Genomic DNA, 13,027 nt, shown 5'->3' on the forward strand with positions numbered 1-13,027 from the left:
CGAACCTGTCGGCTACGTGGCGTCCATAACGGTTTCGACCATAAATCCTCTGGTGGAGACTGTCACTCCGCGCATCTGGCTGGTAGATCCTGCCATTTGAATAGAAGGGCCGCCTTTAACGTTTTGGAGGCGGCGACAATGCATTTTCATCCGACAGGATACACGACGCCAAGATGGAAACCTGGGTTCTTATAACCATTGCCGCTGCTTTTCTGCAGAATATCCGCTCGGTTCTGCAAAAACACCTCAAGGGAGTGATGGGCACCACGGGCGCAACCTTCGTCCGTTTCGGGTTCGGTGTGCCCTTCGCCCTTGTCTTCGTCGGCCTGCTGGCCTTCGGAATGGGCTATCCCGTGCCTCGGCCCAATTCCGGCTTTGCCGGTTGGGTCACGCTCGCCGCCCTGGCACAGATCGGCGGCCAGGCTTTGCTGATCCAGATGTTCAGCCATCGCAACTTCACCGTCGGCACCGCCTATTCCCGCACCGAACCGGCACAGGCCGCCCTGTTCGGACTCATCTTCCTGGGCGACCGTCTCAACGCGGGCACCCTCGCGGCCATTGCAATCACGCTTGTCGGGGTGGTGCTGATCTCCGTTGCACGTTCGGCCTCCGGTGCTCCGGCGCTGTTACGCTCGGTGTTTTCCCGCACCTCGGCTCTGGGGCTGGCGTCGGGCACCTTCTTTGGTATCGCAGCTGTCGGCTATCGCGGCGCCTCTTTGTCGCTGGACGGGCCAAATTTCATGATGCAGGCGGCCGTCACGCTGCTGGCCGCCATCGTGCTGCAGTCCCTGATCCTGCTTTTCTGGATGTGGTTGCGGGCGCCGGGGGAGCTTTCCCGTGTCCGTGCGGCGTGGAAAATTTCGGCATTGGTCGGCCTGGTCGGTGCGACCGCGTCCTTCGGCTGGTTCATGGCCATGACCCTGCAAACCGCCGCTGCCGTCAAGGCCCTGGCCCAGGTGGAGATGATCTTTACCTTCGCTTCCTCGGTGCTGGTGTTCCGGGAACATGTCAACAAGGTCGAAATATTCGGCTGCATATTCATTGTTGCTGGTATACTTGTCCTGCTGCTCGTCTAACTGACAGCAGGAATGAAAGGCGCGCGAACAGGTGCGCCTGAGGCCAAATCAGTTCGAATCGGAGCTTTCATGCCCGCGTCTCCCGAGCCCTTCATCCCGTCGCCAGTGCCCGCTTTTCGCGGTCGGTTGATGGCTGGAATGCTTGCACTCGGTCTTGTGCTTGCTTCCTGTGCAAGCCCGCCGGAAGGTGTGCTCATCCCCGTGGCGCAGACAGAGCCGGATGCAACGGAAACCTCAATTCTTGTCGCCACCACGCGCGCACCATCCGACAACCCGGGCCTGCTCTATTCCGGCGAGCGCGGAGCCCAGATCGACTTCAACGAGCTGGTGGTTTCGATCCCGCCTGACAAAAACCGCAAGATCGGTGAGGTGCAGTGGCCCAAGCGCATGCCGCCTGATCCTTCCAGGGATTTTGCCACCCTCTCGGCCACTCCATTCGCTTCGGTGGGCGAGGTCGAGGCCTGGTACGATCAGAACAGGTCGCAGTCCGGGCGTGTTCTCCTCTTCGTTCACGGCTTTAACACGCGATACGAAAGCGCGGTCTACCGTTTTGCCCAGATCGCCCATGACAGCAAGACCGATGCCACGCCGGTGTTGTTCACCTGGCCGTCCCGTGGGTCGGTGTTCGATTATGGCTACGACAAGGAAAGCACCAACTACTCCCGCTCCGCGCTTGAGACATTGCTGACCGGCGCAGTGGCGGTGCCGGAGATCAGGGAAATCACCATCCTTGCCCACTCGATGGGGACCTGGCTGACAGTCGAATCTCTGCGTCAGATGGCGATCCGCAACGGGAAAATCGCCCCGAAGATCACCGATGTCATCCTGGCGTCACCTGATCTGGACGTCGATGTCTTCCGGCAGCAGATTGTCGACATGGGGCCGGAGCGTCCGAAGTTCACGATCTTCGTGTCAAAGGATGACCGGGCGCTGACCCTTTCTCGCCGTATTTCGGGCAATGTCGACAGGCTGGGACAGATCGACATCAGCAATCCGATCTATCGCGAAGACCTGGAAAACGCTGGCATCACCGTGCTGGATCTGTCGGCGCTTCAAGTCGGCGACACGCTCAACCATTCCAAGTTTGCCGAAAGTCCGGAGGTGGTAAGGCTGCTCGGACAGCGGCTGATCGCCGGGCAGTCGGTCACCGACCAGGACATTGGCCTGGGCACCGAACTGGGCGCCTCGGCGCTGACCCTGACCGACACGGTCGGCTCGGCTGCCGGCATGGCGATCACCGCGCCGATTGCCATCATTGACCCGAATTCGCGCGATGCCTTCACCGCCCAGTCCAGACGTTTCGGGCAGGGGATCGCCGCAACGGGGCTGAAACCGAACCTGCCCAAAGAGGTTTCCGGCACCACCCGGACACCCGGTGCAGCGCCAGATTGAGCAGTTGCTGATCGCGAACGCGTGTCCTTGTCGACGGGTCTACGGAACCAGCAAGGTTCCCGCGCCATGCGCCGTGAACAGCTCCAGCAGCACCGCATGCGCGGTCTTGCCGTTGAGGATGACCACGCCCTTGACGCCGCGCTCGATGGCCTCGATGCAGGTCTCAACCTTCGGAATCATGCCGCCGGAAATCGTACCGTCGGCTATCAGTGCGCGGGCCTCGGTGACGGTAAGCTCGTCGATCAGCTTGCCGTTCTTGTCCAGGACTCCCGGCACGTCGGTGAGGAACAGCAGCCGTGAGGCTTCGACGGCTCCGGCAATCGCGCCGGCGAAAGTATCGGCGTTGATGTTGTAGGTATGGCCGTCGCGGCCAGGCGCCACCGGCGCCAGTACCGGGATCATCTCGGACTTGGCCAGCAGGTCCAGCAGCGTGCGGTCGACTTCGACTGGTTCGCCGACGAAGCCAAGGTCGAGAACCCGCTCGATGTTGGAATCTGGGTCGGTCACGGTCTTGTGGGCCTTCTCGGCATAGACCATGTTGCCGTCCTTGCCACAGAGGCCAATGGCCCACTCTCCTTCGGCGTTGATCAGCGCGACGATTTCCTTGTTGATCGACCCGGCCAGTACCATTTCGACGATTTCGACCGTCTTGGCATCGGTAACGCGCAGCCCGCCTTCGAAGCGGGACTCAATGCCCATCTTGCTGAGCATGGCCGCAATCTGGGGGCCGCCGCCATGGACCACGATCGGGTTGACGCCGGATTGTTTGAGCAGCGCTATGTCCTGGGCGAAGGCTTTGCCAAGTGCGGCGTTGCCCATGGCGTGGCCACCATACTTGACCACCACGGTCTTGTGTTCGTAGCGCTGCATGAATGGCAGCGCTTCCGCGAGAAGGCGAGCCTGGGTTGCAGCATCGTCATTAGGAGTGTCAGACATCGGCGTGGCGTCCCGGTTCGCATGAGCACAAGAGCAAAAGATCCGCCGCTGTGTATCCGCAATCGATCGCGGCTTCAATCATTGTGGCATCCAATCGCCGCATTTTGCCGTAATAGGTGCGGTGGAGCCGCAAAGCTGATAATGACGGGTCCGACAAGCGGGGCACCTACTCCAACATGAGCCAAGATGAACTCTCTGGATTGATCGCGCGCACCGCCCTGGGCGACCGGGCGGCGTTTTCGTCGCTCTATTCGCAAACCAGTGCGAAACTTTTCGGCGTCACTCTCCGTATTCTCAAGGACAGGGCGCAAGCAGAGGATGCCCTTCAGGAGGTCTATGTCCGGATCTGGCGGCGCGCAGGCAGTTTTCGTGTCGGACAGGCATCCGCCATGGCGTGGCTGACTACCATTGCTCGCAATCAGGCGATTGATCTGATCAGGGCGCGCCAGCCTGCGACGTTGGAGTATGATGAGGCGCCCGAAGTTGCCGACGCGGCTCCGGATCCGGAAGCCAGGGCTGTTCTGAGTGGCGAAAGCCGCCGAATCGACAGCTGTCTGTCAGAACTGGACCCTGACAGGGCTACCGCTGTGGTGGCTGCCTATGTGGAGGGACTGAGTTACCAGGAGCTGGCCGAGCAACATGCGGTGCCGCTCAACACAATGCGAACCTGGCTGCGCCGCAGCCTGATCAAACTGAGAGAGTGCATGAGCCGATGAGTACCGGTACGCATAGACCCGAGGACAACGCGCTTGCCGGTGAATACGTGCTTGGTGTGCTGCCGATCGCCGAGCGTCGCAAGGTTGAGGAACGGATGGCGCGCGACAGCGGTTTCGCGGCGCTCGTCCAATCCTGGCAGACAGACCTGGCGCATCTCGATGAGGCCTATCAGCCGCAGACACCGCCGCAGGGCATCAAGGCGCGGGTTGATGCCCGGCTGTTTGCCGAGGCGGCGAAACCAGCCGGTGGCCTTTGGGGCTCACTGGTGTTCTGGCGCGGGCTGGCCTTTGCATCGCTGGCAGCGGCGGCGGCTGTCGGGATTTATTCCGGCAATCTAATCGAGCAGCAAGCCCCCGGTTCTGCCCCGGCACTGGTCGCCGAACTTGGCGCGCCAGGCAGTTCTGTTGGCCTGATCGCAGCGCTCGACCCGGCCGAAGGTGCCTTTACCATCACGCCAGCTGCGTTTTCGCCCGATGACGGAAAATCGCTTGAATTGTGGCTGGTGCCGGGCGAGGGGGCACCGGTATCGCTCGGGCTTGTGCCTTCCGATGGTGGCCGTCTGGTTCTTGATCAGCCCCTGGTTCAGCAGATCTCCGATGGCGCGCTTCTGGCTGTCAGCGTCGAGCCGCTGGGTGGTTCTCCTACCGGTACGGCAACAGGCCCCGTGGTGCTGTCGGGCTCACTGTCGAAAAAATAATGTGGTCCGCCTGAAACTATAATCGAGCAGCTTCCGTCTTCCTCTTCAACCGCCGCACAAGAGATGCGGCAGGTTGAGCAAAGGCCCGGATACTCCGGCCTGCAAACGATAAAGAGGCTGAACTATGAAAAATACTCTTCGCTCCATTGCCGCCACCGCCGTTCTTCTCGCGGGCGTAAGCCTGTCCCACGCCGCCAGCCATGGTGGCAACAAGATGGTCGGTGGCGCCGAAATGTTCCCCGACAAGAACATTGTCGAAAACGCCGTCAACTCGGCCGATCACACCACGCTGGTTGCTGCCGTCAAGGCCGCGGATCTCGTCGACACCCTGATGGGTGAAGGCCCGTTCACCGTTTTCGCGCCGACCAATGACGCCTTTGCCGCCCTGCCGGACGGCACCGTCGACACGCTGCTCAAGCCCGAGAACAAGGACCAGCTGACGAAGGTGCTGACCTGCCACGTGGTTGCCGCTGATGCGATGTCCGACGCCATCATGAAGATGGTCGATGATGACGGCGGCACACACCCGGTCAAGACCGTGGGCGGCTGCATGCTCAACGTCACCTATGAGGGCGACAAGATCATGATCGAGGACGAAACCGGTGGCGTCGCCACTGTCACCGTGGCCGATGTCGATCAGTCCAATGGCGTCATTCACGTCATCGACAAGGTGCTACTGCCCAAGGGCTGAAGCTGGCTGAAAGCCTTCCGGGGCTGATCCAAAAGCCCGGGCACGTTGCGGTCGCTGCATCAGGAATGCGGTGTTCCCAACCGGGAGCTTCCCGCCCTTCCATGGGCGGGAGGCTACTCACGGGCAAGTGAAGACATGTGCTTGGCGCGTGGCCACCTGATGGCCTAGCTTTGCATCACTAAAAGGAGAAACACGATGACAACCAGAACAGAGATGACACGCCGCGTGCTGTTGACGGCCGGAGTTGCCGGGGTTGCCCTGTCGCTGTTCGGCCGCTGGAGCCCCGCAAAGGCCACCGAAGGCGAATTCGAGGTGATGCTCAGCGAGGCGGAGTGGAAGGCGAAGCTCACACCCGAGCAATTTGCCATCCTGCGTGAGGAAGCCACGGAACGGGCGTTCACCAGCGCTCTCAACTATGAAAAGCGCAAGGGGATGTTCCATTGTGCCGGCTGCGACCTGCCGGTCTATTCCTCGGAAACCAAATATGACAGCGGCACCGGCTGGCCGAGTTTCTGGAAGGCCGAGGAGAACGCTGTGCGGACCAAGGAAGACCGCTCGCTGTTCTCCGTCCGGACGGAAGTGCATTGCCGCCGCTGCGGCGGCCATTTCGGCCATATTTTTGATGACGGCCCACCGCCCACCGGCAAGCGCCATTGCATCAACGGCTTCGCCTTGAGCTTCAAGCCCGCAGAAGCCGCCTGAAGACCGTCCAGCAGCCTTGATGTAAATGAGAGCCGTGCGTTTGACCAAACGCGCGGCTTGTTTGTTACAGCGTGATCGCCAGTGCAATCGCGGTGCGCAGGTCCGCGATGCCGGAGCTTTTTTCGGACGATGTGGCGATGATTTCCGGATAAGCTGCAGGCCGGCGCTTCAAGGCAGCAACGGTTTCCGACATCAGCCGCGGTACACCGGCTTCCTTGATCTTGTCGGTCTTGGTCAGCACCACCTGGTAGGACATGGCGGCCTTGTCGAGCAGATCCATCACGGCTTCGTCATTCTTCTTCAACCCGTGCCGGCTGTCGACCAGCAGGTAGACGCGCTTCAGCGTCGACCGGCCGCGCATGTAGTCAAACACCAGCTTGGTCCAGAGGTCGACCTGATCCTTCGGCGCCTTCGCATAGCCGTAGCCCGGCATGTCGACCAGTGCCATCGGCGGCAAATCGCCTTCTTCGCCGGAGTAGCCGGACGGTACGAAATAGTTGAGCTCCTGCGTCCGGCCCGGCGTGTTCGATGTCCGGGCCAAGCCGTTGACGCCGACAAGCGCATTGATCAACGAGGACTTGCCGACATTGGAGCGGCCGGCGAAGGCAATCTCGGGAGGGCCTTCCGGCGGCAGGAACTTGAGCGACGGCACGCCGCGGATAAACACCCACGGCTTGCCGAACAGCGTTGCGGAGAGCTCCTTGGCGGCTTGCATCGCCGGATCTGCGGACAGTTGGGTCATCGCTCCGGCCTCCGCGCGCTTCAGGTGGTCTTGTTCTTGGGTTTGAACATTGCCCTGAGATTGTCCCACAGCTCGATCTTGGCACCCTGGCGCTTCATGATCACGCCCTGCTGCAGCACCGAAAGCGTGTTGTTCCACGCCCAGTAGATCACAAGGCCTGCCGGGAACGTCGACAGCATGAATGTGAACATGACCGGCATCCAGGTGAAGATCATTGCCTGGGTGGGATCCGGAGGTGTCGGGTTCATGCGCATCTGGATGAACATGGTAATCCCCATGATGATCGGCCATACTCCGAGCAGCATGATTGCCGGCAGGTAGAGTGCAGGCTCCCACGGCAACAGGCCGAAAAGGTTCCAGATGGAGGACGGATCCGGCGCCGAAAGGTCGCGGATCCAGCCGAAGAACGGCGCATGCCGCATTTCGATGGTGATGTAGAGCACCTTGTAGAGCGCGAAGAACACGGGGATCTGAAGCAGCACCGGCCAGCAGCCGGCCACCGGATTGATCTTTTCCTTCTTGTACAGCTCCATCATGCCCTGCTGCAGAGCCATCTTGTCGTCGCCGTGCTTGGCCTTGAGCTCTTCGAGCTTCGGCTGCACCTTCTTCATGTTGGCCATGGAAACATAGGACTTGTTCGCCAGCGGGAAGAAGATCAGCTTCACCACAACGGTGGTCGCCAGGATTGCAACGCCGAAATTGCCGAACAGCTTGTACAGATAGTCGATCAGCCAGAACATCGGCTTGGTGATGAAATAGAACCAGCCCCAGTCGATCATCAGGTCGAAATTGAGGATATCGAACTGCGACTGATACCCCTCGATCACCGGGACTTCCTTGGCGCCGGCAAACACCAGCGTTTTCGAGGTCACGCTGCCGCCGGGGGCGATCGCCATCGTATCGGTCTTGAAGTCCGACTGGTAGCGCGCGCGGCCGTCGGTGAAATGGGCAAAGCGGGTTTCAAAGCCTGCACCCTGCGGCGGGACGAGCGCTGCGGCCCAGTACTTGTCGGTGATTCCCATCCAGCCGGCAGTTGCCTTGCCGTGGGCGATGATCGGCGTGTCCTCGACATCGGAGTAATCGATTTCCTGCAGCCCATCTTCGCCGATGACGCCGACCAGGCCCTCATGCAGAACATAGATGCCCTCGGTCTGCGGCTTGAAGAAACGGGTCACGCGGCCGTAGCCGGCAACAGAAGCGGCGGCCTCGCCGGAGTTGGCGATCGTGTCCTCGAAACTGAAGAGATAATGCTCATCGACTGAAATGACGCGGGTGAAGACGAGGCCTTCGCCATTGTCGTAAGTCAGGGTGACCGGGGAGGATTCGGTCAGGGTCTGTCCCTCCGCAGCGGTCCATACGGTGTTGGGTCCGGGCGCCGGGCCGGACTGGGCATCGGCGATGAAGCCGACCTCGGCAAAATAGCCGTCAGCCATCGCCGCCGGGCTGAACAGCGTGATGTTCGGGCTCGTGGGGTCGATGGTCTGGTGGTACTCCTTGAGCAGCAGATCATCAATGCGTGCGCCGGAGAGGTTGATCGAGCCGGAAAGCGACGGTGTGTCGATTGCGATGCGGCCGGTCTGGGCGACAGCCTCTTCGCGCGAAAGGCCGGCGGCCTGTGTTGTCGAACCGGGGATGGCAACGTCGCCGCCGGGTGCCTCTGCGCTGAGACCGGGTGTTGTCGTGTTTCCGGCTGAAGTTGCAGGTGCCTGGGCCGCTTGCTCGGCCTGCAGTGCTTCGGCGGCCACGCGCTCACGTTCGATCTTCGGAGTAACATAGAGGAATTGCCAGGCCACGAGGACAAGCACCGACAGGAGAATTGCGACGAAATAATTGCGATTGTTTTCCATCAATCAATCCTGATGTTCAGGCAGCTATGGCCTGGTTTTCTGGTGTTGTCCGGAGCGCACGGCTTTGTCGGCGCGCGCGTGCTGGGGTCGTTTCGATCTGGCGGAGTCGTTTACCCGCTCGGTGAGCGCGGTGACCAGTCCGTCAAAAGGCGCGCTCAGGGTATCCCTGCGCGCGACCACCACATAGTCATGTCCGGGCTTGAATGGAACCCCCGCCATGTGACGCACCGCCTCCCTGAGGCGTCGGCGCATCCGGTTGCGTTCCACCGAATTGCCCTGCTTCTTGGTCACCGTGAAGCCGATGCGCGGGGCTTGGTCGGAGTCGCCCCGGTCGAGGGTTTCCAGGAGAAAATATGGTCCGCGCAGGCGCTTGCCCTTTTGCACGGCGAGAAAATCCGGCCGGTTTTTAAGCCGCCCGGGTTTCCTGATGGTATCGTCCTGCGCCACGCGATCGTAGTCCTTCGCGGGCCCGGCGCCAGCGATTAAGCCGACAGACGATTGCGCCCGCGGGCGCGGCGAGCCTGGATGACCTTGCGGCCGCCCTTGGTAGCCATACGTGCACGGAAGCCGTGACGGCGCTTGCGAACAAGCTTGGATGGTTGGTAAGTACGCTTTGTCATTTATTTTAATACCGCGGTGTGCGGCCCTTCTTGGAACATCTTGGTTTAGGGTGTTCAGTCCGCCGAAACACGCTCCCGGAAACCGGAAGCTTCCACGGACGAGCGGCTTATAGGCGCGATCCCGGGCAAAAGTCAATGAGCTGCACCGGTTTCGCCTGTGCCCACCATTGATCCGGGCATGTGTTGTCCGGCTATTCTGACCCCGCCATAGTGCTCAAGCGCAGGTCCCCGGTCACGTCGGTTCACAAGCCGGTGACATCGCGCCTTCTGCGGTTGCCTCATGTCTCGCCCTGCGCCAAGTCTTTGTCGGCATTCCCCACGAAACTTAGCCCGGGAGATCTTAGCCCATGCCGTCCCTTGACCGCCGTACCCTGATTGCCGGATCTGCCAGCCTGGCGGCCGCGATGGCTCTTATGCCACCTACAGCCTCCGCCGCTCTGACCGGTTTCCGGCCAAAAGGGCAGGCGGCTGTGGATCATTCCGCTTTCGACAAATTGCTCAAGGTCCATGTAAAGCCGGATGCCGCGGGCTACAACCGGGTCGACTATCGCGGCGTCAGGTCCGGCTTGCCAGCCCTGCGTGGCTATATCGCATCGCTGGAGGCAACCGATCCAGTCTCCCTGTCACCTAATGAGGCGCATGCCTTCTGGATCAATCTCTACAACGCCAAGACGCTTGAAGTGGTGGCCGACGCCTACCCGGTGAGCTCCATCAAGAAGATCAATCTCGGCGGCTCATTCCTGTTTGGCTCGGGGCCCTGGAAAGCCAAGCTGATGACGGTCAATGCCACGGCACTGTCGCTCGACGATGTCGAGCATGAAATCGTCCGCGCCCTTTTCAAGGACCCGATGTCCCATTATGGGCTCAATTGCGCCTCTTATTCCTGTCCCAACCTCGCGACCAGTGCTTTCACTGGCGCAAATGTTGATGCTCTGCTGAGACAAAATGCGGTAGCCTATGTCAATCATCCACGCGGAGTCAGCGTTGACGGTGGACGCATTACAGCCTCGAAAATCTATTCCTGGTATGCGAGCGATTTTGGCGGAAGGGGCAGGCTCAAGGACCACTGGATGTCCTTCGCAACACCGCAAAAGGCATCAGAAATTGCAGCCGCCTCCATCTCCGGCTACGACTATGACTGGAGCATCAACGCGCTTTAGCCCGGATGACATGAAGTTCACGCTGCCGTGAGGATTTTCGGTGCTTGCCTCACGCGGGATTGGGAAATTGGCGAGGGATTGTCATTGGTCGCCAGCGCCGCCGTCCATTAAGTATCGGTCGTACCCGTCGCAGTCGGATGACTGCAGCACCGAAACTGGAGAACCGGCATGACTTCGCACTCCCGATCAGGGCAAGATGAAAAAGCCGACGCATGCCCTTGCGCGACAGAGACCGAAGCGTCCAAGCCCCTGACCTGGCGGCGGTTCCTGCCATTGGCCGTTATCCTGGCGGGCTTGATCGCCGCCTATGTGGCCGGCCTCCAGGACTACCTCACGCTCTCTGTGCTTGCCGAGCAGCGCGATGCGCTCAAGGCGTTCGTGGCGGAGCATCGCGTTACCTCGATCCTGGGCTATTTCGTGCTTTATGCTGTCGCCATTGCCTTCGCCTTCCCAGCGGCCTCCGTCCTGACGATTTTCGCGGGCTTTGTGTTCGGCTGGTTGATTGCCGGCATCTTGACGGTCTTCGCTGCCACCACGGGTGCCGCCGCGATCTTCCTCGCCGCCCGGTCGGCTTTCGGCGATGTGTTGCGCAAGCGTGCCGGGCCGTTCGCCGCAAGGCTGGCCGACGGCTTTGCCGAGGACGCCTTTGGCTACCTGCTCGTGTTGCGTCTGGCCCCGGTGTTCCCGTTTTTCGTCATCAACATTGCGCCCGCCTTCTTCGACATCAAGCTGCGAACCTACATGGCCGCGACCTTTCTCGGGATCATCCCCGGCACCTTCGCCTACACCTGGCTGGGTCAGGGGCTCGACAGCGTGATTGTCGCCGCCGCCGGCCGCGAGATCTCGATTGCCGATCTGATCACCCCCGAGATCACCATTGCCTTCCTCGGGCTTGCAATCGTTGCGGCAATCCCCACCATAGTCCGCAAGTTCCGCGCCCGTTCCTGATCCCCGCGTAGCGCTTCGGCCCCGTGCGGGCCTCAATTTTGGAAAGACAATCCCATGAGCAGCCCTTTGACTCCTGACATCTGCATCATTGGCGGCGGCTCCGGTGGCCTTTCGGTGGCCGCTGCGGCGGCATCTTTCGGTGTCGATGTGGTTCTCGTCGAAATGGGCAAGATGGGCGGCGATTGCCTGAACTACGGCTGCGTGCCCTCCAAGGCGATGATCGCGGCCGGCAAGCACGCCCACGCGATCAGGGAAGCGCCGTCTTTCGGCGTCACCGCCGGCGAGGCCAAGGTCAACTTCGGAAAGGTCCACGATCACATTCATTCGGTCATCGGCGCGATTGCCCCGAATGATTCGGCAGAGCGATTTCGCGCCATGGGCGTCAACGTGATCGAGGCCGAGGCGCGGTTCGTCGACAAGGCCACGCTGATGGCTGGAAAGACCGAGATCCGCGCCCGGCGTTATGTCGTCGCGACCGGGTCCACGGCCTTGGTGCCGCCGATTCCCGGCCTCGACACGGTTGACTACCTGACCAACGAGACCCTGTTCGACCGTACTCGCGCCACCAGGCATCTGATCATTATCGGCGGCGGCCCGATTGGAATGGAGATGGCCCAGGCCCACCGCAGGCTCGGCGCCGAGGTCACCGTTCTCGAGGGCGCCAGAGCCCTTGGCAAGGACGACCCTGAGCTGGCCGCGATCGTGCTCGAAAACATTCGTGCCGAGGGCGTGACCATCCACGAGGGATCGAAGGTCACCTCGGTCGAAAAGCGTGGCAAGACCGGGGTCCGGGTCCATTACGAAAGCGATGCCGGGGAGGCCTTCGTGGACGGCTCGGATGTGCTTGTCGCCGTTGGTCGTCTCGCCAATGTCGAAGGGCTGGGGCTGGACGCGGCCGGTGTCGAGCATGACCGTCGCGGCATCAAGGTCGGCGCCAATCTCAGATCCTCCAACAAGCGGATTTACGCCATCGGCGATGTCGCAGGTGGTCTGCAGTTCACCCATGTTGCGGGCTATCATGCCGGCCTGGTGGTGCAGCAGATCCTGTTTCGGGTGCCGGCAAAGGAAAACCGCGACATCATTCCCTGGGCCACCTACACCGATCCCGAGCTCGCCCATGTCGGCTTGAGCGAGGAAGAGGCGGGCAAGCGCCATGGCGGCCGGATCTCGATCCTGCGCTGGCCCTATGCCGAGAACGACCGCGCCCAGGCGGAACGCAAGACGACGGGACTGATCAAGTTGGTGGTCGACCGCAAGGCTCGCATTCTCGGCGTCTCCATAGCCGGCGCCGGAGCCGGCGAAATGATCAACATGTGGGCGCTCGCCGTCAGCAAGGGTTTGACGCTCAAGGATGTGCGCGGCTATGTGCCCCCCTATCCGACGATGGCAGAGATTGGAAAGCGCGCTGCGGTGTCCTATTACATTCCCATGACACGCAAACCATATGTGCGCTGGATCGTACGCTTTCTGAGACGATTCGGATAGCAGGCTGGCAGGCG

14 protein-coding genes are annotated in these 13,027 nt (G+C 61.2%); 9 read left to right on the forward strand and 5 right to left on the reverse strand.

Going from position 1 to position 13,027, the window contains the following annotated elements; genetic code table 11:
• Positions 1 to 173 precede the first annotated feature (173 nt).
• Together CRO46_RS14340 and CRO46_RS14345 are read left to right on the forward strand one after the other, a co-directional pair.
• On the forward strand, positions 174 to 1,076 hold the full coding sequence (locus CRO46_RS14340; RefSeq protein WP_097108475.1) for a DMT family transporter: 903 nt from the start codon (positions 174 to 176) through the stop codon (positions 1,074 to 1,076).
• A 69-nt stretch (positions 1,077 to 1,145) separates the two neighbouring features.
• Positions 1,146 to 2,468: an alpha/beta hydrolase gene (locus CRO46_RS14345; RefSeq protein ID WP_425479280.1), complete on the forward strand. Its 1,323-nt coding sequence runs from the start codon at positions 1,146 to 1,148 to the stop codon at positions 2,466 to 2,468.
• Positions 2,469 to 2,507: 39 nt separating this feature from the next.
• On the opposite strand, the gene argB is transcribed toward CRO46_RS14345, so the two are convergent.
• Positions 2,508 to 3,404, reverse strand: coding sequence for an acetylglutamate kinase (gene argB, locus CRO46_RS14350; RefSeq protein ID WP_097108477.1), 897 nt, complete (start codon positions 3,402 to 3,404; stop codon positions 2,508 to 2,510).
• A gap of 176 nt (positions 3,405 to 3,580) precedes the next feature.
• On the opposite strand from argB, the gene CRO46_RS14355 reads away from it, so the two are divergent.
• The 4 genes from CRO46_RS14355 to msrB all read left to right on the forward strand — a co-directional run bounded on the left by CRO46_RS14355 (position 3,581) and on the right by msrB (position 6,211).
• Positions 3,581 to 4,120, forward strand: a complete 540-nt coding sequence (locus tag CRO46_RS14355) for a sigma-70 family RNA polymerase sigma factor (protein ID WP_097108478.1) — start codon at positions 3,581 to 3,583, stop codon at positions 4,118 to 4,120.
• Entirely contained in the window at positions 4,117 to 4,818 is a 702-nt protein-coding gene (locus CRO46_RS14360; protein WP_097108479.1) for an anti-sigma factor, read from the forward strand. Before CRO46_RS14355 ends, CRO46_RS14360 begins: the two co-directional genes overlap by 4 nt.
• Positions 4,819 to 4,942: 124 nt before the next feature.
• The gene (locus CRO46_RS14365; protein ID WP_097108480.1) at positions 4,943 to 5,509 is read left to right on the forward strand and encodes a fasciclin domain-containing protein; all 567 of its coding nucleotides are present in this window, start codon (positions 4,943 to 4,945) and stop codon (positions 5,507 to 5,509) included.
• Between the two features lie 195 nt (positions 5,510 to 5,704).
• Positions 5,705 to 6,211, forward strand: coding sequence for a peptide-methionine (R)-S-oxide reductase MsrB (gene msrB / locus CRO46_RS14370; RefSeq protein WP_425479281.1), 507 nt, complete (start codon positions 5,705 to 5,707; stop codon positions 6,209 to 6,211).
• 64 nt (positions 6,212 to 6,275) lie between these two features.
• On the opposite strand, the gene yihA is transcribed toward msrB, so the two are convergent.
• Genes yihA through rpmH form a run of 4 tightly spaced genes read right to left on the reverse strand, consistent with a single transcriptional unit; the run spans position 6,276 to position 9,420 of the window.
• Positions 6,276 to 6,953, reverse strand: a complete 678-nt coding sequence (yihA, locus tag CRO46_RS14375) for a ribosome biogenesis GTP-binding protein YihA/YsxC (protein WP_179759073.1) — start codon at positions 6,951 to 6,953, stop codon at positions 6,276 to 6,278.
• Between the two features lie 20 nt (positions 6,954 to 6,973).
• The gene (yidC, locus tag CRO46_RS14380) at positions 6,974 to 8,800 is read right to left on the reverse strand and encodes a membrane protein insertase YidC (protein ID WP_097108481.1); all 1,827 of its coding nucleotides are present in this window, start codon (positions 8,798 to 8,800) and stop codon (positions 6,974 to 6,976) included.
• 24 nt (positions 8,801 to 8,824) lie between these two features.
• Positions 8,825 to 9,247, reverse strand: a complete 423-nt coding sequence (gene rnpA, locus CRO46_RS14385; RefSeq protein WP_097108482.1) for a ribonuclease P protein component — start codon at positions 9,245 to 9,247, stop codon at positions 8,825 to 8,827.
• A 35-nt stretch (positions 9,248 to 9,282) separates the two neighbouring features.
• On the reverse strand, positions 9,283 to 9,420 hold the full coding sequence (gene rpmH, locus CRO46_RS14390; RefSeq protein WP_097108483.1) for a 50S ribosomal protein L34: 138 nt from the start codon (positions 9,418 to 9,420) through the stop codon (positions 9,283 to 9,285).
• A 347-nt stretch (positions 9,421 to 9,767) separates the two neighbouring features.
• Between rpmH and CRO46_RS14395 the strand changes: the two genes are divergently transcribed.
• The 3 genes from CRO46_RS14395 to CRO46_RS14405 all read left to right on the forward strand — a co-directional run bounded on the left by CRO46_RS14395 (position 9,768) and on the right by CRO46_RS14405 (position 13,013).
• Entirely contained in the window at positions 9,768 to 10,580 is an 813-nt protein-coding gene (locus CRO46_RS14395) for a DUF547 domain-containing protein (RefSeq protein WP_097108484.1), read from the forward strand.
• Between the two features lie 168 nt (positions 10,581 to 10,748).
• Positions 10,749 to 11,528 carry a TVP38/TMEM64 family protein gene (locus CRO46_RS14400; protein ID WP_097108485.1) on the forward strand — a complete coding sequence of 260 codons (780 nt, stop codon included), beginning with the start codon at positions 10,749 to 10,751 and terminating at the stop codon, positions 11,526 to 11,528.
• Positions 11,529 to 11,582: 54 nt separating this feature from the next.
• Positions 11,583 to 13,013, forward strand: coding sequence for a dihydrolipoyl dehydrogenase family protein (locus CRO46_RS14405; protein WP_097108486.1), 1,431 nt, complete (start codon positions 11,583 to 11,585; stop codon positions 13,011 to 13,013).
• Positions 13,014 to 13,027 lie beyond the last annotated feature (14 nt).

The sequence above is a fragment of the Parahoeflea halophila genome (genome assembly GCF_900220985.1).
GTDB classification, from domain to species: Bacteria; Pseudomonadota; Alphaproteobacteria; order Rhizobiales; family Rhizobiaceae; genus Hoeflea; species Hoeflea halophila.

Bases quoted from the DNA above. Each gene is read 5' to 3' on its own strand.
- rpmH (WP_097108483.1), bottom strand. From the start codon at position 9,420: ATGACAAAGCGTACTTACCAACCATCCAAGCTTGTTCGCAAGCGCCGT.
- CRO46_RS14355 (WP_097108478.1), top strand. From the start codon at position 3,581: ATGAGCCAAGATGAACTCTCTGGATTGATCGCGCGCACCGCCCTGGGC.
- msrB (WP_425479281.1), top strand. From the start codon at position 5,705: ATGACAACCAGAACAGAGATGACACGCCGCGTGCTGTTGACGGCCGGA.
- CRO46_RS14405 (WP_097108486.1), top strand. From the start codon at position 11,583: ATGAGCAGCCCTTTGACTCCTGACATCTGCATCATTGGCGGCGGCTCC.
- yihA (WP_179759073.1), bottom strand. From the start codon at position 6,953: ATGACCCAACTGTCCGCAGATCCGGCGATGCAAGCCGCCAAGGAGCTC.
- CRO46_RS14365 (WP_097108480.1), top strand. From the start codon at position 4,943: ATGAAAAATACTCTTCGCTCCATTGCCGCCACCGCCGTTCTTCTCGCG.
- yidC (WP_097108481.1), bottom strand. From the start codon at position 8,800: ATGGAAAACAATCGCAATTATTTCGTCGCAATTCTCCTGTCGGTGCTT.
- CRO46_RS14400 (WP_097108485.1), top strand. From the start codon at position 10,749: ATGACTTCGCACTCCCGATCAGGGCAAGATGAAAAAGCCGACGCATGC.
- argB (WP_097108477.1), bottom strand. From the start codon at position 3,404: ATGTCTGACACTCCTAATGACGATGCTGCAACCCAGGCTCGCCTTCTC.
- CRO46_RS14345 (WP_425479280.1), top strand. From the start codon at position 1,146: ATGCCCGCGTCTCCCGAGCCCTTCATCCCGTCGCCAGTGCCCGCTTTT.
- CRO46_RS14395 (WP_097108484.1), top strand. From the start codon at position 9,768: ATGCCGTCCCTTGACCGCCGTACCCTGATTGCCGGATCTGCCAGCCTG.
- CRO46_RS14360 (WP_097108479.1), top strand. From the start codon at position 4,117: ATGAGTACCGGTACGCATAGACCCGAGGACAACGCGCTTGCCGGTGAA.
- CRO46_RS14340 (WP_097108475.1), top strand. From the start codon at position 174: ATGGAAACCTGGGTTCTTATAACCATTGCCGCTGCTTTTCTGCAGAAT.